Here is a 25,149-nt window from a genome sequence, read left to right as displayed (position 1 = left end):
CACCGGTTGGACAGACGGGCCGTCAATTGCACGGAGATACCCGGGTGGCCGGAGTTGTCAACATATGACCAGGATCGTTCGTATGCGTTCCCTCATTGCATCCTCGATCGGTGTCACCTGCGCGGCGGTTCTCGTACTGCCGTCGGCCGTGCCCGCGGGCGCCGCCACCGACACCTCCATTGCCCCTGCCGAGTCCGCCGAGCCCTCCGACGCGCCGGGCTCGACGCAGTCCTTGCCGATGTCGCCCCTGCCGGACGCGTCCGGCAGGGCCACCGACGAACCCTCCCGGACCGCCGAGGCTGCCGAACAGGGGCTGCCCGAACGCGAGGTCCGCCCGTTCTCCCTGGTCGGCGTCGTCTGGAACGACGCCGACATCGAACTCCGCGGCACCGTCCAGGTCCGTACCCGCGCCATCGGCACCACTCGCTGGTCCCACTGGCAGGACCTGGAGACGCACAACGCCGAGCACGCCGCCGACCCCGGGACCGCCGAGCGCGAATCCGGCACCGTCCGCGGCTCCACCGCCCCGCTCTGGGTCGGTGAATCGGACGGTGTCGCGGTCCGCGTACGCCCGGAGGCCTCCGACCCGCAGGACCGGACCTCCCCCGCCGTACCGCTGCCCACCGGCCTGCGCCTCGAACTCGTCGACCCCGGAAAGGACCCGCAGCAACTCCCCGCAGCGGGCGCCGAGGCAGACACCGGGAACGCCGGGGACGGCGGAGACACACGAGACGCCTGGGGCACCGCTGACATCCCCGACGCCGACGGGCGCACCGCACCGCTCGAACCGAGCGTGCTCCCCGCTCTGAGCAAGCAGGAGACCGCGGCGCTCAGCGAGGCGGAGTCCGGACTCGCGCCCGGCGCCCAGCCGTACATCGGACCCCGCCCGCGCATCATCACCCGCAAGGGCTGGGGCGCCGACGAGAAGCTCCGGAAGGGCGCCTTCGTGTACACCAAGAGCGTCAAGGCCGCGTTCATCCACCACAGCGCCACGGGCAACAACTACACGTGCTCCCAGGCGCCCTCGGTCCTGCGTGGCATCTACCGCTACCACGTCAAGAGCAGCGGCTGGCGCGACATCGGCTACAACTTCGCCGTCGACAAGTGCGGAAACATCTACGAAGGGCGGGCGGGAGGCGTGACGAAGGCCGTCCTCGGAGCACACACGCTCGGCTTCAACACCAACAGCATGGGCATCGCCGTGCTCGGCACCTTCACCAGCTCGAACCCGCCCGCCGCCGCGGTGAACGCCGTCGCGAAGCTCACCGCCTGGAAGCTCGGCCTGTCCGGAGCCGACCCGCGGGGCAAGGTCACGCTCGTCTCCGCCGGCGGGAACAAGTACAAGAAGGGGACGAAGGCCAAACTCAACGTCATCTCCGGCCACCGGGACGGCTACGTAACGGAATGCCCCGGAGCGCGTCTCTACAAGAAGCTCGGCTCGGCCCGGACCACCTCGGCCCAGTTGCAGGGCCGCTGACCGGGGACGACCGCACCGGTTTGCATACACTGGCCAGCCGAAACCAGGCCAGGCCCCACCAGGAAGCAGAGTCAGCGCTGTGACAGAGGCAAGAGAAGCGATCCTCCTGGTCGGCGGCAAGGGAACCAGGCTGCGCCCGCTCACGGTGCACACCCCGAAGCCCATGGTTCCGGCAGCGGGCGTCCCGTTCCTCACACACCAGCTGGCGCGTGCCCGGGCCGCCGGGGTCGAGCACATCGTGCTCGCGACGTCGTATCTGGCAGAGGTCTTCGAACCGTACTTCGGGGACGGTTCGAAGCTCGGTCTCCACATCGAGTACGTCACCGAACGCGAACCGCTCGGCACCGGCGGCGCGATACGCAACGTCGCGTCCCGGCTCACCGCGGGTCCCGACGAACCGGTGCTCGTCTTCAACGGTGACATCCTCACCGGCCTCGACATCCGGGCGCTGGCCGCCTCGCACACCACGTCCGGAGCGGATGTCTCCCTCCACCTCACCCGGGTCGAGGACCCGCGCGCCTTCGGTCTCGTACCGACGGACGGCACCGGCAGGGTCACCGCGTTCCTGGAGAAGCCCGAGACGCCCGAGGAGATCGTCACCGACCAGATCAACGCGGGGGCGTACATCTTCCGCCGGTCGGTCATCGACACCATCCCGGCCGGCCGCCCGGTCTCCGTCGAGCGCGAGACCTTCCCCGGACTGCTTGCTTCCGGCGCACACCTCCAGGGCATGGTCGACTCCACGTACTGGCTGGACCTCGGTACCCCGCAGGCCTTCGTACGCGGCTCCGCCGATCTGGTCCTGGGCCACGCCCCGTCCCCGGCCGTCCCCGGTCGTTGCGGCGACCGGCTCGTCCTGCCGACGGCCTCGGTGGCCGCCGACGCCAAACTCAGCGGCGGTACGGTCATCGGCGAGGGCGCCCTGATCGGCGAGGGAGCCCGGATCGACGGCTCCGCGGTACTGGCCGGGGCGGTCGTCGAACCGGGAGCCGTGATCACGGACTCGCTGGTCGGAGCCGGTGCCAGGATCGGCAGGCGTACGGTGATCGAGGGCGCGGTCATCGGGGACGGGGCGCAGGTCGGCGCCGACAACGAACTGCTCGCCGGCGTCCGTGTCTGGTGCGGGGCGATCCTGCCGGACGCGTCGGTGCGCTTCTCGTCCGACGAGTAGGGCGAACCACCCGGACACCCGCCACTGCGCTTACGGCCTCCCCGTTACCCTCGACAGGCACCCCCGACGACCGAGGACCTCACCGTGGCAGGACGATTCGCACCCCGCGGCGCCCCTCGCGCGGCCGTCCCGCACCAGGCGGCGGCTCCGGCGACGGACGCGCTGACCCGCGACTGGACGCCGCCCGGCCCGCTCGACCTGCGCCTGGTCCTCGGTCCGCTGCGCCGCGGCCCCGCCGATCCCACCTTCCGGATGACCCGGGACGGCACGGTCTGGCGGGCCGGCCGCACGCCCGCCGGTCCCGGCACCCTCCGCCTCACGGCCCGGGGCGGCCGGATCGAGGCGGCGGCCTGGGGACCGGGCGCGCCCTGGCTGCTGGACCAGGTGCCGACACTGCTCGGCGCGACGGACGACCCGGACGCCTTCCGCCCGCGCCACCGGCTGCTCGCCCTGACCCGGCACAGCCGCCCCGGCCTGCGCCTGCTGCGCACCGGCCTGGTCATGGAGTCCCTGATCCCGTCGATCCTCGAACAGAAGGTCACCACGGACGAGGCCTACCGCGCCTGGCGCCACCTGGTCCGCACCCACGGCACCCCGGCACCCGGCCCCGCGGACGATGCCGCGTTCACCGCTCTCGGCCTGCACGTCATGCCGGACGCCCGCACCTGGTCGCTGATCCCGTCCTGGGAGTGGCACCGCGCGGGCGTCGACGCCAAGCGCTCGGCCACGATCCTGCGCGCGGTACGGGTGGCCCGCCGGCTGGAGGAGGCGGCCACCATGGAGCTCCCGGAGGCGATGGCCCGGCTGGAACTGATCCCCGGCATCGGCCCCTGGACCTCGGCCGAGACCCTCCAGCGCTCGAACGGCGCGGCGGACGCGGTCACGGTCGGCGATCTCCATCTCCCCGGCATCGTCGGCCACGCCCTGGCGGGCAACAGAAACGCCGACGACGAGGAAATGCTGGCCCTCCTCACCCCCTACGAGGGCCAACGCCACCGGGCGACCCGCCTCATCCTGCTCTCGGGCCACACCCCACCCCGCCGAGCCCCCCGCATGACCAGAGGCGACATCGCCCGCCTGTAAGACGACATCGCCCGCCTGTAAGAGGGGCTTTCCCACCTCACCGCACCGCGACGAACTCCTCCGCACCCCGCACCGCCCGCGCCGCAGGCGTCACCGCCGCACGCCCCACCGCGACCGCCCCCAACGGATCCCACGACGCCGGCAGTTCCAGCACCTCCCGCACCACATCGCGGCAGAACATCGTCGACGACACCCACGCCGAGCCGAGCCGCTCGCCCGCCAGCGCCACCAGGAAGTTCTGGATGCCGGCCCCCGCGGCGACGACGAACATCTCGCGCTCCGCCGTGTCCCGCCGGGTGTCCCCGTACGTGTGGGCGCCGTCCATCACCAGGCACGGCACCACCAGATACGGCGCCCGGCGCAGTACATCGCCCCGCCGTACCCGCTTCGCGATCGACTCCTCGCCGCGGCCGTCCCGGCGCAGATCCGCGATCCACGCATCCCGCATCGCGTCGAGCAGCCGGGTCCGCGTCCCCTCGGACTCCAGGAGCACGAAGCGCCACGGCGTCGTGTGATGCGGGGCCGGTGCCGTCACCGCCGCGGCCACGGCCCGCCGCACCGCCGCCGGGTCCACCGGGTCGTCGGTGAACTCGCGCACCGTACGCCGCAGGGTCACCGCCTCCCGTACCGCCTCGGAGGTACCGAGCCGGAACATGTCATCGGCAGCGACCCGCACCATGGACCGGGCCCCGCCCGCGGCATCCGCCGGGTCCACGACATGGCCGAGCCCCCGCACCACCGCGACGGGCAGCCCCGAAGCCTTGCCCTTGACCAGATCGCCGGCCGAGGCCAGCTCATCGGCGGTGGCGACCACGGTCGCGCTCAGCGGATTGCCGTACGCATCCGTACCGCCCCGCAGATCGTCCAGCACCAGGACCCCGGCAGCCCCGATCGCGACATCGGTCAGCCCATTGCGCCACGGCCGTCCGAAGGTGTCCGTGACGACGACCCCGACCTCGACGCCGAGGGTGTCCCGCAGCCCGTCCCGGATGGCGCGCGCCGAGGCGTCCGGGTCCTCGGGCAGCAACAGCACCGTTCCGGCGGGGGTGTTCGAGGCGTCGACCCCGGCCGCGGCCATGACGAGACCCTGCCGGTTCTCGACGATCCGCAGCGTGCCGCGCCGCGCCACCACCCGTACCGTCTCGGCGTCGATCGCCGCTTCCCGGTCGGTGGCCTCGACGACCCGGCCCTCCGCCTTGGAGACGATCTTCGAGGTGACCAGCAGGACGTCACCGTCGACGAGTCCCGGTTCGGTGGCGGCGATCAGCTTCGCCAGATCGTCCCCGGCCCGCACCTCGGGCATGCCGGGCAGCGCCCAGACCCGGTACGAGGGCGCCTCACCGGAGGTCTCGGCGCTCACGCCTGTACCTCCTCGGCCAGTGCCAACGCCTGCCGGGCCATCTCCGCCGTCGCGTCGGCATCGGTCATCATCAGCGGCACGGAACGGCACCGGATGCCCGCGGCCTCCACCTCGTCGACCGCCCCGGCGTCCACCGTGTCGACGAGCCACCCGTCGAGCAGCCCGGAGCCGTAGTGCCGGGCCACGGCCGATGCCGTCGACTCGACGCCCACCGCGGCGAGCACCTTGTCCGCCATGCCGCGCACGGGCGCGTCCCCGACGATGGGGGAGAGGCCGACGACCGGCACCCCGGCCTCGGCGATCGCCTCCCGGATCCCGGGCACGGCAAGGATCGTCCCCACCGAGACGACGGGGTTGGACGGTGGGAAGAGGATGACATCGGCCTCGGCGATGGCCTCCAGCACGCCCGGCGCCGGCTTGGCCTGCTCGGCACCGACCGGCACGACCGCCTGCGCCTCGACCGAGGCACGCAGCTTCACCCAGTACTCCTGGAAGTGGATCGCCCTGCGCTCGCCGTCCATGTCGACCGCGACATGCGTCTCGACCCGGTCGTCGGACATCGGCAGAAGCCGGACCCCCGGCTTCCAACGCGCGCAGAGCGCCTCCGTGACGGCGCTCAGCGGATAGCCCGCGCCCAGCATCTGCGTACGGACGATGTGTGTCGCGAAGTCGCGGTCGCCGAGCCCGAACCACTCGGGCCCCACGCCGTACGCCGCGAGCTCCTCCTTGACGTGGAAGCTCTCGTCCGTACGCCCCCAGCCCTGCTCCTCGTTGATGCCACCGCCGAGGGTGTACATCACGGTGTCGAGGTCGGGGCAGACCTTCAGCCCGAACAGATGGATGTCGTCACCGGTATTGCCGATCACCGTGATGTCCGCGTCGGGAGCGGCCTGCTTGAGGCCACGCAGGAAACGAGCACCACCGATACCGCCGGCCAGAACCACAATGCGCATGCCCAACAGTCTGTCAGGCGAAGCCTGATCCTTGGTGGGGTGGTGGTGGGTGACGGGTGGGGCTGTCAGGCGAAGCCTGATCCTTGGTGGGGTGGTGGTGGGTGACGGGTGGGCTGTCAGGCGGGTACGACATCCACGGTCGCCGGGGCGCATTGCGCCGCGTGCATCGGCATCTCGGTCAGACCCGGGTAGTAGATGTGCAGACTGACGGCCGGTTCGATGGAGTCGTTGACCACTTCGTGCACATAGCCGGGTGCGAAGACGCGCTGCGCCCCGGGGGTCAGTGCGCGCGTGCCGCGTTCGGTGTGCTCGGTCAACTGGCCGTCCAGGACGGTCAGTACGCCGGAGGACGGACCGTGGTCGTGGCGCCCGCTGCCCTGGCCGGGCACCCAGCTGAGCAGCCACACCTCGTAACCGAGCGGGGTCTCCCCTGCTCGATCGGAGCCGGGAGCTCGGGGAACGGTGCGCAGCCGGTGGTACCAGCGGCTGGTGGTGTCGTACCGGACGAGCGGCGCCCACTGCGCGCGGTCGGCGGCGATGGTGCGGGCGAGCCCGACGAACTCGGCCACGGTGGAAGGGTGCTCGCGGGCCGGCTGGAGGAGGTGCTGGACCTCAAGGATGTCGCCGGCGATCTGAAGGTCGCTGTCGCTGTTCATGGAAGCGGTGGTTCCTCGGCATGGGAAGTGCATGTGTGGGGGTGTCGCGGAGACCTGAGAGCCACGGAAACGCGGAGAGAAAACTCTACGGAGTCGCTCAGCGAAGAAGCTCTGCGCAATGAGGAGCTGGAAGCCGGACCGGATCGGAGCCGGTGCCCTGCGGCGTCAACAGCTACAACAGCTGGAACAGCAACAGCGGGCCTGGACAGCAGTACGGAACCCACGGGCGTGGGTGGTGTACATCGCTGCGGTCGCTGGCATGGAGTCAAGGAGACCGGCTCGACTCGCCACTGTCAACCCAATGCCCGATTTGGGGGGTAATGTTTCACCTCATCCGGTTACTGGCGACGGGGAAAGGTTTGTGCGGTCATCGCGGCGGAGATGTGGCGCATCAGCCGTGTTCGTAAACGTCGTTGGGGTCTTGTGACCCGACTGTGATCTTGATCGCTTCGGTGATCGAATCGAAACATGACGGTGGCCCCGGTCGTCTCACTGGGTGAGAGAAGGAGGTGCGGCGAGACCGGTGGCATATGTCAGGTTTTTGGTGATTTGCACACTTTCCGCATACCCTTGGTTCCGCAGGGTGAATACCGGGGCCAATAGCAGATCTTCGCTTGACTGGCCTGGAGCTACACACTTGTAATTTCACTCGTGTCGTTCGGCCGCAATCAGTAACGGCTGCATCACGGGGACGCAAGAGACAGACGAGGGGCGCACATGACCGAGCTGTTCCAGCAACTGCTGGTCGAGGACGCGGATGAGGAACTCGGCTGGCAGGAGCGCGCACTGTGCGCGCAGACCGATCCCGAGTCCTTCTTCCCCGAGAAGGGCGGATCCACCCGCGAGGCCAAGAAGGTCTGTCTCGCCTGTGAAGTCCGGTCCGAATGCCTTGAGTACGCCCTTTCCAACGATGAACGGTTCGGAATCTGGGGCGGCCTCTCGGAACGTGAACGGCGCCGCTTGAAGAAGGCTGCTGTCTGACAGCGGACCGCCGCAACAACCGGCGCCGCCGAGCGCTGCGACGACAGGACACCGTGCGCCCGGATCACCACGACCCGAGCACCGGCCGCGCACCGTTCCGAGACCGACCATGGCCCGTCGCCTGCATCCCGCCCGCAGGCGACGGGCCATCGCCATGTCCGCCGCCCCGCCCCGCCGCTCCACCCCCGCCCCGTCGCAGCCCTCGTTCAACCGCTCGGCGCCACCGTGGTTATCCGTACCGTTAGTGTGGGCCTCCGTCCGAGACGCGCCAACGCCCCGACGGAGCGCGCGTGTACACCGATGCAGCCCCCGGGGGGACGTCCCCCGGACCCGGCCGGAGGGCCCGTACCTCGATGTCCGTGCACAGCCAACCGACGGCGCCGTACGCGGCTGCCGCCGCCCCAGAGTTCCCCCGGCATGTCGTCACCGCCGTGCTCGTCTCCCATGACGGCGCACGCTGGCTGCCCGACGCGCTCGCCGGGCTGCTCGGGCAGGAACGCCCCGCACAGAACGTCGTCGCCGCCGACACCGGCAGCGCCGACGACTCCGCGCGGCTGGTCACCGAGGCGCTCGGCGCCGAACGCGTCCTGCACCTCGCACGCCGTACGAGCTTCGGCACCGCCGTCGACGAGGCGACCCGCACGGCCGGTGTCCTCACCCCCGAGGACCTGCCGTACCTGAAGCGCCCCAGCAGCTGGGACCCCGCCAGCAGGACCTGGCGCGACGATGCGTACGACCTGCCCGAACTGCCGCACGGCGAACCGGTGCAGTGGCTCTGGCTGCTCCACGACGACTGCGCACCCGAACCCGACGCGCTCGCCGAGCTGCTGCGCGTCGTCGACACCGACCCGCATGCCACGATCGTCGGCCCGAAGCTCCGCGGCTGGTACGACCGCAGGCAGTTGCTCGAAGTCGGTGTCTCCATCGCCAACAGCGGTCGCCGCTGGACCGGACTCGACCGGCGCGAGCAGGATCAGGGCCAGCACGACCAGGTCCGTACCGTGCTCTCCGTCTCCACTGCGGGCATGCTGATCCGCCGTGACATCTGGGAGGAGCTCGGCGGGTTCGACCGCAGGCTCCCGTTGATGCGTGACGACGTCGACCTGTGCTGGCGCGCCCACACCGCGGGACACCGGGTGCTCGTCGCCCCCGACGCCGTCCTCAGGCATGCCGAGGCCTCCGCTCGCGAGCGCCGCCCCATCGACTGCGCGGGACGCTCGGTCGCCTCCCCGCACCGCGTCGACAAGGCCGGTGCCGTCTACACGATGCTGGTCAACGCACGCGCCAAGGCCCTGCCGTGGGTGATGCTCCGGCTCGTCGTCGGGACGCTGCTGCGTACCCTCGCCTATCTCGTCGGCAAGGTGCCCGGCCAGGCCCTCGACGAGGTCGCCGGGCTCTTCGGCACCCTGCTGCGCCCCGGACGGATCCTCTCGGCCCGGCGCAGCCGCGGCAGGGGCGCCGTCGACCAGGCCGAACTGCGCGGCCTCTTCCCGCCGCCCGGTGCCACCGTCCGTGCCACCGTCGAGCAGGTCGCCGGAAACTTCGGCAGCGGCTCCGACACCGACGCGGGCGGCTCGCGGCACGGAGCCGTGGAGTCCGGCCCCGGCGGTGACGACGCCGACTTCCTGGAGATCGAGCAGTTCGCGCGGCTGAAGCGGATCGGGCGCAAACCGGGGCCGGTGCTCTTCGCCGTCCTGCTGTTCGTCTCGCTCGTCGCCTGCCGCGGTCTGCTCGGTGGCGGAGCGCTCGCGGGCGGGGCGCTGCTGCCCGCGCCCGCCGACGCCTCCGCCCTGTGGGGCACGTACGCGGACGGCTGGCATCCGGTCGGTACCGGCGGCACGCAGACCGCGCCGCCCTATCTCGCCGTGATCTCGGCACTGTCCGCGCTGTTCCTCGGCTCGACCGGCTTCGCGCTCACGTTGCTGCTGGTCTGCTCGGTCCCGCTCGCCGGACTGACCGCGTACTTCGTGTCCCGGCCGCTGCTCGAATCAAGGCTGCTGCGGGCCTGGGCGAGCATCGCGTACGCCTTCCTGCCGGCGGCGACCGGCGCACTGGCGACCGGCCGCCTCGGCACCGCCGTCCTGGCGGTCCTGCTTCCGCTGATCGCCCGCGCCGCCGTCTCCGCGCACGGCATGCGGGCCGGTGGCGACGCACGCGGCAGCTGGCGCGCCACCTGGGCGTACACCCTGCTCCTCACCTTGGCGATGGCGTTCACGCCCATCGTCTGGCCGCTCGCGGTGGTCCTCGGCATCGGTGTGCTCGCACTGCGCCGCGACGACATCGTCGCGTACGGGCTCCGTTTCCTCGCCGCGATCGGCACGCCGCTGCTCGTCCTCGCACCCTGGTCGCTCTCGCTCCTCAGCAGCCCCTCCGGCTTCCTGAAGGAGGCGGGCCTGGACATCGGTACGGGCACGGCCTCGGCACTCGATCTGCTCGGCATCAGCCCCGGCGGCCCCAAGGCCGCGGGCGGCGTGCTGCTGCTCGGCATCGTGTTCGCCGCGCTGGCCGCGCTGCTGCGCGGGGAGCGGCAGTTCGCGGTACGCACCGCGTGGGCCGTCGCGCTCGTGGCGCTGGTCTTCGCCGCCCTCGCCAACGGCTCGGGCTGGGCGGGCCCCGCCACCCTCGTCTACGGCATCGCGCTGATCGCCGCCGCGTTGGTGGGCGCGGACGGCGCCCGGGTACGCGTCGCCGAGCTCAGCTTCGGCTGGCGCCAGCCCGTCGCCGCGCTGATCGCCCTCGCCGCCGGCCTCGCGCCGGTGCTGGCCGCCGCCGGCTGGATGATCGGCGGTGCCGCGGGCCCGCTGGAGCGCCGCGACCCGGTGCAGGTGCCGGCGTTCGTCGCGGAGGAGAGCGCCACCCGCGACCAGCCGCGCACCCTGGTCCTGGGTGGCACCTCGCCCGCCGCCGTCTCGTACACCCTGGTACGCGGCTCCGGCGCGCGGCTCGGCGACGCCGAACTGGCCGAGGCGGGCGGCGGCAACAGCCAGCTCGACAAGGTCGTCGCCAACCTGGTCGCGGGCTCCGGCGCCGACCAGGGCAGCCAGCTCAGCGGCTTCGCGATCCGCTACGTCCTGGTACGGGACGGCTCGCCGAAGGAGATGAGCCGGGTCCTCGACGCGACCCCGGGCCTCAGCAGGCTGAGCCAGCTGGACGGCAGCGCGCTGTGGCGGGTCGACCGGCAGGTCGCCCGGGTCATGATCGTCCCGTCCGGCGCCGACGCCGAACCGCTGCCCGTGGGCGCCCTCCCCGTCGAGGCGCACACCAAGATCCCGGCGGGCGGTTCCGGCCGGGTGCTGCGGATCGCGGATGCCGCCGACCCCGGCTGGCAGGCCACGCTGAACGGCCGGACGCTGACCCGTAAGACGGTCGACGGCTGGGCCCAGGGCTTCGAGCTCCCCGCCGAGGGCGGCACGCTGGACCTCACGTACGACACTGCGCTCACCCACACCGCCTGGATCTGGGCCCAGAGCGCGCTTGCCGTGGTCCTGCTGGTCCTCGCCCTGCCGGGCCGCCGCCGGGAGATCGACGACGACCTGCCCGAGGAGGCCGTGACGGTCCCCGCGGAGCCGATCGCGGGCGAGGGGCGCCGGGCACGCAGGCTTCGCGCGGCCGCCCAGGCGGAAGCGGAGTCGGAGCAGGCCGGGAGCGGGAGCGCCGAGGCGGCCCCGGACGCGGCGGGCCAGTACATCCCCGCCCAGCAGACCACCGAGCCGCAGCCCCCTCAGCAGGCGCAGCCGGATCCGCAGCAGAGCGACGACCAGGAGGTCTTCGCTCCGCAGACCGACAGCGGTCAGTACGCGGCGGTGCCGCAGCAGCAGTACGGCGAATGGGACGCGCAGCAGTACCAGGGCGCCGACTACCAGCAGTACCAGGGCGAGCAGCAGTACCAGGACGGCCAGTACGGCACGCACCACGAGCACCAGGCCGCCGCGGACCCGTACCAGCAGAACGCCTACGACCCGTATGGCTACGCCCAGCAACAGCAGTACGACTCACAGACGCAGTACGCCCAGCAGGTTCCGCAGTACGACCCGCAGGCCCCCTACGACCCCCAGGCCGGCTACGGCGTGCCGGGCCCGTACGACCCGCAGAACCCCGACGAGAACCCCGCCCCCGGCCAGCACCCGTGGCCGACCGGTAACGCATCGCGAGGCGAGTCCGAGTGAAGTCCACCAGCCTGTCCCTCATCGCGGGCGCCGCAGCCCTCGCCGCCGTCACCGGATTCGCCGCGCTCACCGCGCCCGGCGACGGGGGCACGACGGAGGCGAAGGCCGCCACCCGGCTGCCGGTGGAGCGGTCCAGCCTGGTCTGCCCGGCGCCCGGTCTCTCGGACCTCGCGGAGACGACGTACACGTCCATCACCCCGTCGGGCGGCAGCGGCGGCGACGCCGGGGCCGCCGAACTGAAGCAGTCCACGTCCGTCACCGGCGACGACACCACCGCCGAGGGCGGGAAGAAGGACGAGAAGGGCAAGAAGAAGACGGATCCCGGAAAGCCCGTCGTCTCCCTCAAGGAGCCCGGCAAACCGGCCACCGCCGACGTGTCCGGCGCCGACGCCCCCGCGCTCGTCGGCACCGCCACCGGACGTCTGGCCCCCGGCTGGACCACCCAGCAGACCACCGTGGTCGAGGCGGGCGGCGCCCGCGGCCTGCTCGGTGTCAGCTGCACCGGACCCGACACGGACTTCTGGTTCCCGGCCGCGAGCACCGCGAAGTCCCGCGAGGACTACGTCCACCTCACCAACCCGGACGACACCGCGGCCGTCGCCGACATCGAGCTGTACGGCCCGGACGGCACCCTCAAGTCCGACGTCGGCGAGGGCATCACGGTGCCCGCCCGGTCCAGCGTCCCGGTCCTGATCTCCACGCTGACCAGCGAGGCGGCCGAGGACGTGACCGTCCACGTCACCACCCGTACCGGACGCGTCGGCGCGGTCGTCAGGACCGCGGACGAGGAGACGGGCAGCGACTGGCTGGCCGCCTCGGCCGACCCGGCGGGCACCCTGGTGCTCCCCGGCATTCCGGCGGACGCCACCTCGGTCCGTCTGGTGGCCTTCGCACCCGGCGACGGCGACGCCGATCTGAAGGTGAAACTACTCGGCAAGGACGGCGCGATCTCCCCGGTCGGGCACGACGAGCTCCACGTCAAGTCGAGGATGACCGCGGGCGTCGACCTGAAGGACATCACCAGGGGCGAAGCCGGCTCCCTGCTGCTGACCCCGGCCGAGGGCGGAAAGGGGACCCCGGTGGTGGCCGCGCTGCGCGTGGTCCGCGGCAAGGGCGACGGGCAGGAGGTCGGCTACATCCCGGCCACCGGCCCGGTGGGCGCGCAGGCGACCGTGGCCGACAACCGGGCCAAGGGATCGACCCTCTCGCTCACCGCGCCGGGCGCCACCGCCACCGTGAAGGTCATCGCCTCCGCGGGCAGCGAGGGCGGCGAACAGACAGTCAAGACGTACACGGTCAAGGGCGGAACGACGCTCGCGGTGACCCCGCCCGTACCGTCCGGGCTCAAGGGCGGCTACGCGCTGACGGTACGGACGGAGTCGGGCGGCCCGGTCCACGCCGCACGCACGCTCAGCCTCCCGCGGGACGGCGTCCAGATGTTCACCGTGCAGACCCTGCCCAACGACCGCGCAACGGTCGAGGTGCCCGCGGTCGAACAGGACCTGTCGGTCCTGGACGACTGAGAGACTGTCGGGCGACCCCCGATCGGAGGTCACCCGACAGGCTCTGAGCCGGCGGTACGGGTGGGCGGGCGCCGGCCGCTCTGCCGGGCCTACTCCTGCCCGTACCGCGGATCCACCGACTCCGGCGACAGCCCGAGCAGCTCCGCGACCTGCTCCACCACGACCTCGTGCACCAGCAGGGCGCGCTCGTCCCGGTTCTTGGAACGGATCTCGACAGGCCGCCGGTAGATGACGATCTGCGCGGGCCGGTCCTTCTTCGCGGAGACCGCGCGCCCCAGCGGAACGGTCTCCTCCTGCGGTCCCGGCACATCGAGCACCATGAAGTCGACCTCGGCCAGCTGCGGCCAGCGCCGCTCCAGCCGCTCCACCGAGTCCTGCACGAGATCACGGAAGTTCTCCGCCCTGCTGGCCGAGAGCGGCACCTGGGGCGGGGCGACGGGCCCGCGCATGCCGCGGCCATGGCGGTCACGACGGCGCGGGCGCGGCTCGGACGGGCTGGGCGGTACGGGACTGTCCATCACTGACGCAGGGTAACTCTCCGCCGGGCAGGCGGATCGCCGCTCCCTGACAGGGCGTCGGCATGTCCAATCCTGAACAATCCGGCCAAGCCGGAGCCCGTTTCAGGTCCTGCTCCTGACCGTTGGTCTCTTGGTGAATGACAGCTTTTGTGTCGAGTCGTGACCGGAATCGTTGCCGGTACGCCCTGTGCGTCTGGCTTCCTCCGCAGGTCAGGAGGGCTGCCCGGAAGGCGGTCGGGCCGGAGGCCACAGAGCGACACGGTGGGGTGACCTGAGGGAGAGTCGTCGCAGCCCGCTCAAGAGTGCGGTACCGTCCAACATCGTGAGCCCTGTACGTCGCTGTTCGCGCACCGCGTGCGGCCGCCCTGCCGTCGCGACACTGACGTACGTCTATGCCGACTCGACTGCGGTCCTCGGCCCGCTCGCCACCTACGCCGAGCCACACTGCTACGACCTCTGCGCCGAGCACAGTGAGCGGCTGACCGCGCCACGTGGCTGGGAAGTCGTCAGGCTCTCCGACCCCTCCGCCCCCACCCGCCCCAGCGGCGACGATCTCGAAGCGCTCGCCAATGCCGTACGGGAAGCGGCGCGGCCGCACGACCGCGGCGGCGACGGCAGGAGCGGTGGTGGCCCGCAGACCGCGGATCCGATGGAGGTCGCGCGCCGCGGCCATCTGCGAGTGCTGCGCTCACCGGACTCCTGAGTCGGTGCCGGCCTGGATGCTGCCCTGAGCGGGCACGGCACTCAACCGCGCCTCACCCCTGTATCGCACCACCTCAAGACCCCGCGGTCCGCCTAAACCGCCGCCGGGTAGTTTGGGCGGTCCGCAGAAATCTCAGGAGGACCGGCCCGTGGCTGCTGATCTGTCGCAGATCGTCAAGGCGTACGACGTACGCGGGGTGGTCCCCGACCAGTGGGACGAATCGCTGGCCGAACAGTTCGGGGCGGCATTCGTCGAGGTCACAGGCGCGGACGCGATCGTGATCGGCCACGACATGCGGCCCTCGTCACCCGGCCTCTCGGGAGCCTTCGCGCGCGGCGCGGCGGCGCACGGCGCGGACGTCACACTGATTGGCCTCTGCTCGACCGACCAGCTGTACTTCGCCTCCGGCAGCCTCGCTCTCCCCGGCGCGATGTTCACCGCCTCGCACAACCCCGCGCAGTACAACGGCATCAAGCTCTGCCGGGCAGGCGCCGCACCCGTGGGCCAGGACACCGGTCTCTCGGAGATCCGCGCCCTGGTCGAGAAGTGGTCCGAGACCGGCGCGCCGCGACCGGCGAGCGCCCCCGGCACCATCACCCGGCGCGAAACGCTCACCGACTACGCCGCGCACCTGTTGTCGCTGGTGGACGTCGCGTCGATCCGCCCGCTGAAGGTCGTCGTCGACGCGGGCAACGGCATGGGCGGCCACACCGTCCCGACCGTCTTCGCGAACCTTCCCGTCGACCTCGTACCGATGTACTTCGAGCTGGACGGCACGTTCCCCAACCACGAGGCCAACCCGCTCGACCCGAAGAACCTCCTCGATCTCCAGGCCCGCGTCGTGGCCGAGGGCGCCGACCTGGGCCTCGCCTTCGACGGGGACGCCGACCGCTGCTTCGTCGTGGACGAACGCGGCGCGGGCGTCTCCCCGTCGGCGATCACCGCCCTGGTCGCGGCCCGGGAACTCGCCCGCAACGGTGGCAAGGGCACTGTCATCCACAACCTGATCACCTCCCTCACGGTCCCCGAGGTCGTCCGCGAGAACGGCGGCACCCCGGTCCGTACCCGCGTGGGCCATTCCTTCATCAAGGCGGAGATGGCCGAGCACGGCGCGATCTTCGGCGGTGAACACTCCGCGCACTACTACTTCCGCGACTTCTGGAACGCCGATACGGGCATGCTCGCCGCGCTCCACGTCCTGGCCGCGCTGGGGGGCCAGGCGGGCACGCTGTCGGAACTGGTCGCGCAGTACGACCGCTACTGCGGATCCGGCGAGATCAACTCCGCGGTCACCGACCAGGCGGGCCGCACGGCAGCGGTACGTGGTTCCTTCGCGAGCCGCGACGGAGTCACGACCGACGACCTCGACGGCCTGACGGTCACGGCCCCGGACTGGTGGTTCAACCTGCGAGCCTCCAACACGGAACCCCTGCTCCGCTTGAACGTCGAGGCCCGTGACGAACAGACGATGGCGGCGGTACGGGACGAGGTACTGACCCTGATCCGGTCCCAGGCCCCGACTTCGTAGCGGCGTGGGGCGGGGCGGCGGTTACGAGAAGGGGAGCAGGGGAACAGACCCGCCCCAAGCGCCCCCGCACCCGTCGACGCACACCCGCCCCACCGACGACCACGCTGCCCCCCACGCCCACGGCACCTCCCGGCCCGCACGCCCACGGCGCCTCCCGGCCCCCACGCCCAGCGCACCGCACCTCCATTCCGGCCCGGGCCGCGCCCCCCGTACCCCGGCGGTAGGCTGACGTCGCCTGATCCGCGTGAACCCGAACCGCTTGTTCGAATGCTTGAAGGGACTCACCCCATGCCGCTCGAAGCCGGCCTTCTGGAGATCCTCGCCTGCCCGGCCTGTCACTCTCCGCTCGACGACCGGTCGGCGGCCGACAGCCCCGAACTCGTCTGCACCGGCAAGGACTGCGGACTGGCCTACCCGGTACGGGACGGCATCCCCGTCCTCCTCGTCGACGAGGCCCGTCGCCCCGCGTAACGGCATCCGCATCCCGCACGCTGATCAGCACGTGATCGGAGGACCGTCCCCATGCTCGACGAGTCGCTGCTCGACGCCCCGGAACCCCTGGCCCGAGCCGACCGCCGCGGACTGCTCCGCGGCGCCGCCGAGGCCGGGGCCCGGGTCCGCACCGCCGCCCGGCACGCGGCGGAGGCCGGGATCGCCGCACTGAACCCGGAAGGCCGCCCCCGCGCCGTACTCGTCGCGGGTTCCGGCACCGCCGCGTCCGGCGTCGCCGACCTGATCACCGCCCTGGCAGGAGCCTCCGCGCCCGTCACCCGCATCCGTCCCACCGGGGTCGCCCCGGCCGCGGGCGCGATGCGCTGGACGCTGCCCGGCTGGGCCGGCTCCGTAGACCTGCTGCTGATCGTCACCGCCGACGGTTCCGAGCCGGGCCTCTCGCTCCTCGCCGAACAGGCATACCGCCGCGGCTGCAGCGTCGTAGCCGTCGCCCCCCACCGGTCACCTCTGCGCGAGGCGACCGACGGGGTACGCGGACTCGTCGTACCGATGGCCACCGCCCCGCACGGGGAGTACGACGCCGAGACGTCGGCGGCGGGCCCCGGCACGCTCTGGGCCCTGTTCACCCCGCTGCTCGCACTGCTCGATCGGGTCGGCCTGGTCAGCGCACCCGCCGAGGCACTGCAGGGCGTCGCCGACCGCCTGGACCGCACCGCCGAACGCTGCGGTCCGGCCATCGCCACGTACAGCAACCCTGCCAAGACCCTGGCCGCCGAACTCGCCGACAGCCTGCCCCTCATCTGGACGGAGGGCGACGCGGCGGCCCCGGTCGGCCGGAGATTCGCGGCGGTCCTGGCCGAGCTGTCCGGCCGCCCGGCCCTCGCCGCCGAACTCCCCGAGGCGCTGCCCGCCCATGGCGCGCTTTTGGCGGGCACATTCGCTGCCGGGGCCGACCCCGACGACTTCTTCCGCGACCGGGTCGACGAGGCGGAGCCCCTGCACGCCCGCGTCGTACTGCTCCGCGACCGCCCCTCCGGCGGCCTGAGCGCCGGCCCCGCCGCCCGCGAACTGGCCCTCGGCCACGACACGGCGATCAGCGAACTCGAACCGGAGGAGGGCACCGAACTCGAAGCCCTCGCCGAACTCCTCGCGGTCACCGACTTCGCCGCCGTCTACCTGGCACTGGCGTCGGCAGCCCGCGCCTGACGTGAGCGCCAACCGGTACCCCAACCCCGATCCACGCACCTGACAAGGACAACCCATGGACCGGCTCTCCAACACCGTGCGCCCTTACGCCTGGGGTTCCACCACCGCGATCCCCGAACTGCTCGGCATCGCACCCACCGGCGAACCCCAGGCAGAGATGTGGATGGGCGCCCACCCCGGAGCCCCCTCCCGCCTCACCCGTACAACCGGCGCCGGAGAGGCCGGCCCCGAGCAGCCCCTCACCGAGGTCATCGCCGCCGACCCCGAGCGCGAACTGGGCCGGGCCACGGTCGACAAGTTCGGCCCCCGCCTGCCCTTCCTCCTCAAACTGCTCGCCGCCGGCGCCCCGCTCTCCCTCCAGGTCCACCCCGACCTCGCACAGGCGAAGCAGGGGTACGAGGACGAGGAGCGCCGGTCCGTTCCGATCGACGCTCCCCACCGCACGTACAAGGACGCCAACCACAAGCCCGAGCTGATCTGCGCGCTCACCCCCTTCGCCGGCCTGTGCGGCTTCCGCAGGCCCACCGAGGCGGCCGAGGCGATGGCGGCGCTCGGCGTCGATTCCCTCGAGCCGTACGTCGACCTCCTCGGCGCCCATCCCGAAGAGGCGGCCCTGCGCGAGGTCCTCACCGCGATCCTCGGCGCCGACCCGACGGAGATGGCCGAAACGGTGAACCAGGTGGCCGCGGCCGCCGAACGCCTCGGTGGCGCCCACACCCCGTACGCCCGCATCGCCCACCACTTCCCCGGCGACCCCGGTGTCCTCGCGGCCATGTTGCTGAACTACGTAGAACTCCAGCCCGGCGAAGCCCTCTTCCTCGGCGCCGGCGTCCCGCACGCCTACCTCGACGGCCTCGGCGTCGAGATCATGGCCAACTCCGACAACGTGCTGCGCTGCGGACTCACGCCCAAACACATCGACGTGCCCGCACTCCTGCGCATCGTCCGCTTCGAGGCGAGCGACCCCGGCGTCCTGCGCCCCGAGGCGTCCCCGTCCGGCGAGGAACTGTACGAGACGCCCGTGGACGAATTCCGGCTCTCGCGCTTCGACCTGTCGCCCGGCGCCGACCCCGTCGACCTGACCAGGGACACCCCACAGATCCTGCTCTGCACCGCGGGCGCCCCGAAGGCCGGCACGCTCGGCCTCACACCCGGCGCCTCGGTCTTCGTACCCTCCGGCGAGAGGGTCGAAGTGTCCGGTACGGGAACCCTGTTCCGCGCCACAGTCGTGGCCTGAGGCACCGTCCGTAGCAGTCGGCTGCAACAATGTCCGGCCGTACCGCGGCGCCAGGGCCGCAGCACCGAAGAAGGGACACCAGGCACCCATGAGTGCGTCAGGCGGAACCAAGGCGATCGTGGCGGCACTCAGCGCCAACCTCGCGATCGCAGTGGCCAAATTCGTGGCGTTCCTGTTCAGTGGCTCGTCGTCGATGCTCGCGGAGAGCGTCCACTCGGTCGCCGACTCGGGCAACCAGGGCCTGCTGCTGCTCGGCGGCAAGAAGGCCCAGCGCGAAGCCACCCCACAGCACCCCTTCGGCTACGGCCGCGAGCGCTACATCTACGCCTTCCTCGTCTCCATCGTGCTGTTCTCGGTCGGTGGCATGTTCGCGGTGTACGAGGGCTACGAGAAGATCAAACACCCGCACGAGATCGAGTCCTGGTACTGGCCGGTCGGCGTGCTCGTCTTCGCGATCATCGCGGAGGGCTTCTCCTTCCGTACGGCCATCAAGGAGTCCAACGAGACCCGCGGATCGCTCTCCTGGAGGGAGTTCATCCGCCGTGCCAAGGCCCCCGAACTCCCCGTCGTCCTCCTGGAGGACTTCGGCGCGCTGATCGGGCTTGTGCTCGCCCTCGCCGGCGTCGGTCTGGCCCTGGCGACCGGCAACGGCGTCTGGGACGGCATCGGCACGCTCTGTATCGGTATCCTGCTGATCATCATCGCGATCGTCCTCGCAGCCGAGACGAAGTCCCTCCTGCTCGGCGAAGCCGCAGGTGCCGACCAGGTCGAGAAGATCAAGTCCGCGCTCGTCGACGGCGACACGGTCACCGGCGTCATCCACATGCGCACGCTCCACCTCGGCCCGGAAGAACTGCTGGTCGCCGCCAAGATCGCCGTACAGCACGACGACACGGCCACCGAAGTGGCCAACGCCATCAACGCCGCCGAGACCCGAATCCGCGCAGCCGTCCCGATCGCCCGGGTCATCTATCTGGAACCGGACATCTACAGCGAGGCGGCCGCCGCAGCCGGCACCAACCCCGGCAAGACCCCGGGCGGAGCGCCGAACTCCCCGACGTCCTCCGACCACTGACCCACCCACGTACCCCTACGGCCCCAAGCACTTCTCCCGTCCCAACCGCCTTCCGTCTGTGTCCCCTCCGGCAAGCCCTCCCGCCCGCCCCCGGTACGCCCTCCCGGCCACCTTCCTTCCCGGGCGGGCTGGGAGCGGTCGGGCCGGTCGGTGTAGATTCGACGGCAGTGTCAGACGTCGCTGCTGATGGCGGTCGATCGGTCCGTATGCGCGGACCGGCCGAGGGAGAGAGGGCCTCCGACGGACTGCGCTGCGAGCGTCCGGGCATTGGTGTGTCCGCCGCCGCAGAGCCAGCCGTGCCCACCTCGACACCCATCACGAGGAGCAGCCCGTTATGACAACGGTCGCCAATCGACAAGACTTCAAGGTCGCCGACCTCTCCCTCGCGGCCTTCGGCCGCAAGGAGATCACCCTCGCCGAGCACGAGATGCCCGGCCTGATGGCGATCCGCAAGGAGTACGCAGCCGCGCAGCCGCTGGCCGGTGCCCGCATCACCGGTTCGCTGCACATGACCGTGCAGACCGCCGTGCTGATCGAGACCCTGGTCGCCCTCGGCGCCGAGGTCCGCTGGGCCTCCTGCAACATCTTCTCCACCCAGGACCACGCCGCCGCGGCCATCGCCGTGGGCCCGAACGGCACTCCGGACGCCCCCGCCGGCGTCCCCGTCTTCGCCTGGAAGGGCGAGACGCTCGAAGAGTACTGGTGGTGCACCGAGCAGGCCCTGACCTGGCCGGACACCCCCACCGGCGGTCCGAACATGATCCTCGACGACGGCGGTGACGCCACCCTGCTCGTCCACAAGGGTGTCGAGTTCGAGAAGGCCGGCGCGGCCCCGGACCCGTCGACGGCGGACAGCGAGGAGTACGCCCACATCCTCACCCTCCTCAACCGCACCCTCGGTGAGAGCCCGCAGAAGTGGACCCAGCTCGCCTCCGAGATCCGCGGCGTGACCGAGGAGACCACCACCGGTGTCCACCGCCTGTACGAGATGCACCGCGACGGCACCCTCCTCTTCCCGGCGATCAACGTCAACGACGCTGTCACCAAGTCCAAGTTCGACAACAAGTACGGCTGCCGCCACTCCTTGATCGACGGCATCAACCGCGCCACCGACACGCTCATCGGCGGCAAGACCGCGGTCGTCTGCGGCTACGGCGACGTCGGCAAGGGCTGCGCGGAGTCGCTGCGCGGCCAGGGCGCCCGCGTGATCATCACCGAGATCGACCCGATCTGCGCGCTGCAGGCGGCGATGGACGGCTACCAGGTGACCACCCTCGACGAGGTCGTCGACAAGGCCGACATCTTCGTCACCACGACGGGCAACAAGGACATCATCATGGCCGCCGACATGGCCAAGATGAAGCACCAGGCCATCGTCGGGAACATCGGCCACTTCGACAACGAGATCGACATGGCCGGCCTGGCGAAGATCGACGGCATCGTCAAGGACGAGGTCAAGCCGCAGGTCCACACCTGGACGTTCCCCGACGGCAAGGTCCTCATCCTGCTGTCCGAGGGCCGCCTGCTGAACCTGGGCAACGCGACCGGCCACCCGTCGTTCGTGATGTCCAACTCGTTCGCGGACCAGACCCTGGCCCAGATCGAGCTGTACACCAAGCCCGAGGAGTACCCGACCGACGTCTACGTGCTGCCCAAGCACCTGGACGAGAAGGTCGCCCGTCTCCACCTCGACGCGCTCGGCGTGAAGCTCACGACGCTCCGCCCCGAGCAGGCCGCCTACATCGGCGTCGAGGTCGAAGGCCCGTACAAGCCCGACCACTACCGCTACTGATCCGCTCCTGATCCGCCCGTCAGCGACCGCACGCGTCACCACCGGACCACCGGCCAGTGATGACTGTGGTCAGTGACCACCGGTCGCTGACAGACGGAACAACCTCAGCAGCAGCTACGAGCGCAGGCCCCCGCACCCCCGTGTCGGGGGCCTGCGCTCGTACCGCACCCGCTCAGCCCGAGGAACCTCGAAGGACCCCATGCCCCGCGGTCGATATTCGCTCCACGATCTTCACGATCACACCCTCCTCGGCGAAGAACACTTCCAGTGCGCCCCCGGCCCCTCCGGCTGGCGCTACGTCTCCCAGATCACCGCCCCTTCCGGCGACCACCTCGGTTCCGTCGACCTGACCCTCGACGAACTGGGCCGGCCCATCCGCCTCGAACTCCACGCCGCGAGCTGGCAGGTCCGCGGTGCCGCCCTCGAAGGCGTCACCTGGGTCCGTACCGACCCGACCGGCATTCATGCCACCGAAGGCAATGTGCGCGCCCACGCCTTCACCGGCACTTCCCCCGCATTCCTCATCGCGACCTCACGACTTCTGCGCCTCACCCCCGATTCCCCCGCGACCCGCGTCCGCCTGGTCGCATTCACGGACCCGGTCCTCGCCCCCCGCACCGTCGACCAGTCCTGGGCCCTGGTGAACAGTGAAGCGCACGCCACTGACAACGGCCCTCTGACTGTGGACGAATACCAGGTCAGCGCCCTGGACACCGGGGAACAGCACACTGTCCACATCGCCGGCGACGTGGTCCTCTCGGCACCCGGGATCGAGCTCGAAGACCTGGAAACCCCACCCTCACCGCGCTAGGCAGGCGGCGCGAACCCCGTCGCAGCAGACGCCGCCGCCCCGCCCTCCTCCGCCGCCGGGACGCCGGGAGCACCCGTCCCCGTACCTCCCGCAGACGGCACGGACCCCACCGGCGAGGACACGACAGCCCGACACTCCGGCCCCCCGCTTCCCACCTGGGCGGCACCGAACTGCGGATCACCCTCCCGAGCGGCGACGAACACCCGCCGCGCATCCCGCGCCTGCCGCTCGTTCACCACCGCCGCCAGATACGCCCCGGCCGGTACCCCCTCGGGCACCGGAACCCCTGTTCGCGTCGCCAGCTCCGCGGCCAGTTGCTCCGCCATCGACCGGCCCACCTGCGCGTCGAGCTGATACATCCGCGTCAGGTACTGCCGTATCGCCAGCCACAGACCGTCCGGCACCGCCGACAGATCCAGACCCGCGAACCGCCCGACCAACCACGGCGGCGGAGGCGGCACAGCAGCCGCCCGCCCAGCAGGCACCCGCTCCCGTACGACGAGCGTTCCCGCGAACACGTCCCCGAGCCGCCGGCCCCGCGCCGACACCAGTGAAGCGATACAGGCGACAACCCCGAGCGTCATCAGGACCTCGACGACCCCCATGGCCCCACGCACCAGCGCATGCCGGAAACGGATCGGCCCCCCGTCGTCCCGCACCACGCGCAGCCCGCACGCCAGCTTCCCCAGCGAACGCCCATGGCTGAGGGTCTCCACCGCGATCGGCCCGCCCACGAGCACCAGCAGAAAGGCCGCCACGGACACCGCCGCGAGTGCCGCTTCGTCCAGCGTCGCCGTCGCCATGGTCAAGCCGATCGACACCAGGACGAACGCCGCCCCCACCACGGCAAGGTCGATAGCCAGCGCCAGCGCCCGGCTCGGCAACTTCGCAGGCCGCAGCCCCAGCACGACCGCGTCCCCGGTCACGAGCTCATTCATCGCCGCCCCATCCTTCGCCGGTCTTCCCTGCCCCTCGAGACCTCAGTCTGCCAAGCTGACCCGCAACGCGCCGCCGTAGTACGAACCCGTACGCACCCATGCCTGGAGCAGCAGCCGACCATGGACCTCGACGTTTTCGTGACCACCCACCGCACCGAGTGGGATCGCCTGGACCAGCTCCTGCACCGCGGGCGCCGTCTCACCGGCGAGGAAGCCGACGAGCTCGTCGAGCTCTACCAGCGCACGGCCACCCATCTCTCGCTTCTCCAGTCCAGCTCCCCGGACCCGATACTCACCGCGCGCCTCACCCAGCTCGTCGCCCGCGCCCGGGCCACGGTGACAGGCACCCGCCGAGCCTCCTGGCGCGACGCCACGCGCTTCCTGACCACCGGCTTCCCCGCCGCGGTCTACCGATCCAGGCACTGGTGGATACCCACGGCGGTCCTCTCCACTCTGCTGGCCGCAGTCATCGGCTGGTGGATAGGTACACATCCGGAGGTCCAGTCGGCCATCGCAGCCCCGGACGACCTCCGCCGACTGACCAGCCCGGGCGGGGAGTACGAGACCTACTACTCCAGCCACCCGGCCGCGTCATTTGCCGCACAGGTATGGACGAACAACGCCCAGGCCGCAGCCATGTGCCTGGTCCTGGGAGCGTTCCTGGGCATACCGGTGATCTGGATCCTCTTCGTCAACGTGCTCAACCTCGGGGTCGGCATCGGCCTGATGTCCTCAGCCGGCCGTCTCGACACCTTTCTGGGACTCGTCCTCCCGCACGGTCTGTTGGAACTCACCGCCGTCTTTGTCGCAGCGGGTACGGGCCTGCGCCTCGGCTGGACGGTCATCGACCCGGGCCCGCAGACCCGCCGCTCGGCCCTCGCGCAGCAGGGCCGAGCCGCGATCGGCATGGCCATCGGCCTCGCTCTGGTCCTGTTCGTCTCGGGCGTCATCGAAGGCTTCGTCACCCCTTCCGGTCTCCCGACCTGGGGGCGCATCACCATCGGCATCACGGCCGAGCTGGCCTTCCTCGCGTACGTCTACGTCCTGGGCGGCCGCGCAGCCCGCGCAGGCGACCGGGGCGACATCGACCCCACGGAACGCAGCGCCGAACTCCCCACCGCGGCTTGATGTGCGTACACCCGCTCTGACCTGCTAGTCTTCTCTTCGCCTCGGAGACCGTTGACACGGTCGACCTGGGGAGGTAGATTCAAACGGTTGAGTCGGACTGGACAGGTTCGATCCCAGCAGCTAACGTCTTCCTCGCTCTCAACGGAGATGGAATCTCCGCGGAGCCATTGATTCTCTTATTCCGGGTCATGTAGCCGATCGGTTCGGCTGAGTGATTCTGATAAAGTCGAGTCAGCCGAAAGGCGAGGCCATTCCAAAGGTCATCAGAATTCAATTCGAACCGGAAACGGAACGAAAAAGAGTCTGGTAAGGTTGGAACCGCCGGAAAGGGAAACGCGAAAGCGAAGAACTGGAAAGCGACCCCGCTTCGACCGGGAATCGGACACGAAA

At 71.1% G+C, this 25,149-nt stretch carries 20 protein-coding genes; 15 read left to right on the top strand and 5 right to left on the bottom strand.

Annotated elements, in window-relative coordinates; all coding sequences use genetic code 11:
• The first annotated feature begins 82 nt into the window (after positions 1 to 82).
• From ACZ7L9_RS28980 to ACZ7L9_RS28970, 3 genes are all read left to right on the top strand, one after another.
• The gene (locus tag ACZ7L9_RS28980; RefSeq protein ID WP_471419714.1) at positions 83 to 1,477 is read left to right on the top strand and encodes a peptidoglycan recognition protein family protein; all 1,395 of its coding nucleotides are present in this window, start codon (positions 83 to 85) and stop codon (positions 1,475 to 1,477) included.
• A gap of 79 nt (positions 1,478 to 1,556) precedes the next feature.
• A complete protein-coding gene (manB, locus tag ACZ7L9_RS28975; RefSeq protein WP_471419712.1) occupies positions 1,557 to 2,648 on the top strand; it encodes a mannose-1-phosphate guanylyltransferase in 1,092 nt (363 codons plus the stop codon).
• 84 nt (positions 2,649 to 2,732) lie between these two features.
• Complete coding sequence (locus ACZ7L9_RS28970) at positions 2,733 to 3,731, top strand: DNA-3-methyladenine glycosylase family protein (protein ID WP_471419711.1); 999 nt, start codon at positions 2,733 to 2,735, stop codon at positions 3,729 to 3,731.
• Positions 3,732 to 3,768: 37 nt separating this feature from the next.
• On the opposite strand, the gene ACZ7L9_RS28965 is transcribed toward ACZ7L9_RS28970, so the two are convergent.
• The 3 genes from ACZ7L9_RS28965 to ACZ7L9_RS28955 form a co-directional block, all read right to left on the bottom strand.
• Positions 3,769 to 5,091 carry a coenzyme F420-0:L-glutamate ligase gene (locus tag ACZ7L9_RS28965; RefSeq protein ID WP_471419709.1) on the bottom strand — a complete coding sequence of 441 codons (1,323 nt, stop codon included), beginning with the start codon at positions 5,089 to 5,091 and terminating at the stop codon, positions 3,769 to 3,771.
• A complete protein-coding gene (gene cofD, locus ACZ7L9_RS28960) occupies positions 5,088 to 6,044 on the bottom strand; it encodes a 2-phospho-L-lactate transferase (RefSeq protein ID WP_471419707.1) in 957 nt (318 codons plus the stop codon). The genes ACZ7L9_RS28965 and cofD overlap by 4 nt, the downstream gene beginning before the upstream one ends.
• 116 nt (positions 6,045 to 6,160) lie before the next feature.
• Complete coding sequence (locus ACZ7L9_RS28955) at positions 6,161 to 6,700, bottom strand: cysteine dioxygenase (protein ID WP_471419706.1); 540 nt, start codon at positions 6,698 to 6,700, stop codon at positions 6,161 to 6,163.
• Between the two features lie 717 nt (positions 6,701 to 7,417).
• Between ACZ7L9_RS28955 and ACZ7L9_RS28950 the strand changes: the two genes are divergently transcribed.
• The 3 genes from ACZ7L9_RS28950 (at position 7,418) to ACZ7L9_RS28940 (ending at position 13,370) form a co-directional block, all read left to right on the top strand.
• A complete protein-coding gene (locus ACZ7L9_RS28950) occupies positions 7,418 to 7,681 on the top strand; it encodes a WhiB family transcriptional regulator (RefSeq protein WP_030927001.1) in 264 nt (87 codons plus the stop codon).
• Positions 7,682 to 8,034: 353 nt separating this feature from the next.
• On the top strand, positions 8,035 to 11,847 hold the full coding sequence (locus tag ACZ7L9_RS28945; RefSeq protein WP_471419703.1) for a glycosyltransferase: 3,813 nt from the start codon (positions 8,035 to 8,037) through the stop codon (positions 11,845 to 11,847).
• The gene (locus ACZ7L9_RS28940) at positions 11,844 to 13,370 is read left to right on the top strand and encodes a DUF5719 family protein (RefSeq protein ID WP_471419701.1); all 1,527 of its coding nucleotides are present in this window, start codon (positions 11,844 to 11,846) and stop codon (positions 13,368 to 13,370) included. The genes ACZ7L9_RS28945 and ACZ7L9_RS28940 overlap by 4 nt, the downstream gene beginning before the upstream one ends.
• Positions 13,371 to 13,459: 89 nt before the next feature.
• Here ACZ7L9_RS28940 and ACZ7L9_RS28935 read toward each other — a convergent pair whose 3' ends face one another.
• Complete coding sequence (locus ACZ7L9_RS28935) at positions 13,460 to 13,888, bottom strand: metallopeptidase family protein (RefSeq protein ID WP_471419875.1); 429 nt, start codon at positions 13,886 to 13,888, stop codon at positions 13,460 to 13,462.
• 322 nt (positions 13,889 to 14,210) lie between these two features.
• Between ACZ7L9_RS28935 and ACZ7L9_RS28930 the strand changes: the two genes are divergently transcribed.
• From ACZ7L9_RS28930 to ACZ7L9_RS28895, 8 genes are all read left to right on the top strand, one after another.
• Positions 14,211 to 14,591, top strand: a complete 381-nt coding sequence (locus ACZ7L9_RS28930) for a DUF3499 domain-containing protein (protein ID WP_384451128.1) — start codon at positions 14,211 to 14,213, stop codon at positions 14,589 to 14,591.
• Positions 14,592 to 14,739: 148 nt separating this feature from the next.
• Complete coding sequence (locus ACZ7L9_RS28925) at positions 14,740 to 16,119, top strand: phosphomannomutase/phosphoglucomutase (protein WP_471419699.1); 1,380 nt, start codon at positions 14,740 to 14,742, stop codon at positions 16,117 to 16,119.
• A gap of 288 nt (positions 16,120 to 16,407) precedes the next feature.
• Positions 16,408 to 16,590 carry a Trm112 family protein gene (locus tag ACZ7L9_RS28920; RefSeq protein ID WP_018552946.1) on the top strand — a complete coding sequence of 61 codons (183 nt, stop codon included), beginning with the start codon at positions 16,408 to 16,410 and terminating at the stop codon, positions 16,588 to 16,590.
• A gap of 51 nt (positions 16,591 to 16,641) precedes the next feature.
• Positions 16,642 to 17,778 carry an SIS domain-containing protein gene (locus ACZ7L9_RS28915; RefSeq protein ID WP_471419697.1) on the top strand — a complete coding sequence of 379 codons (1,137 nt, stop codon included), beginning with the start codon at positions 16,642 to 16,644 and terminating at the stop codon, positions 17,776 to 17,778.
• A gap of 55 nt (positions 17,779 to 17,833) precedes the next feature.
• Positions 17,834 to 19,015 carry a mannose-6-phosphate isomerase, class I gene (gene manA, locus ACZ7L9_RS28910; protein ID WP_471419695.1) on the top strand — a complete coding sequence of 394 codons (1,182 nt, stop codon included), beginning with the start codon at positions 17,834 to 17,836 and terminating at the stop codon, positions 19,013 to 19,015.
• An 88-nt stretch (positions 19,016 to 19,103) separates the two neighbouring features.
• Positions 19,104 to 20,090: a cation diffusion facilitator family transporter gene (locus ACZ7L9_RS28905; protein ID WP_471419694.1), complete on the top strand. Its 987-nt coding sequence runs from the start codon at positions 19,104 to 19,106 to the stop codon at positions 20,088 to 20,090.
• 334 nt (positions 20,091 to 20,424) lie between these two features.
• Positions 20,425 to 21,882: an adenosylhomocysteinase gene (gene ahcY, locus ACZ7L9_RS28900; RefSeq protein ID WP_471419692.1), complete on the top strand. Its 1,458-nt coding sequence runs from the start codon at positions 20,425 to 20,427 to the stop codon at positions 21,880 to 21,882.
• Positions 21,883 to 22,081: 199 nt separating this feature from the next.
• Positions 22,082 to 22,693, top strand: a complete 612-nt coding sequence (locus ACZ7L9_RS28895; RefSeq protein WP_471419690.1) for a hypothetical protein — start codon at positions 22,082 to 22,084, stop codon at positions 22,691 to 22,693.
• Here the strand turns inward: ACZ7L9_RS28895 and ACZ7L9_RS28890 are convergent.
• A complete protein-coding gene (locus ACZ7L9_RS28890) occupies positions 22,690 to 23,631 on the bottom strand; it encodes an RDD family protein (protein ID WP_471419688.1) in 942 nt (313 codons plus the stop codon). The two genes, ACZ7L9_RS28895 and ACZ7L9_RS28890, sit on opposite strands and share 4 nt — an antisense overlap.
• Before the next feature lie 120 nt (positions 23,632 to 23,751).
• Here ACZ7L9_RS28890 and ACZ7L9_RS28885 point away from each other — a divergent pair, with 120 nt between their 5' ends.
• Positions 23,752 to 24,759 (top strand): stage II sporulation protein M, encoded by a 1,008-nt coding sequence (locus ACZ7L9_RS28885; protein WP_471419687.1) that lies wholly within the window; start codon positions 23,752 to 23,754, stop codon positions 24,757 to 24,759.
• Positions 24,760 to 25,149 lie beyond the last annotated feature (390 nt).

This window comes from Streptomyces sp. NPDC111516 (assembly GCF_055635345.1).
Note: the sequence above shows the minus strand (reverse complement) of the source record. Positions and strands in the feature narration are given on the sequence as shown.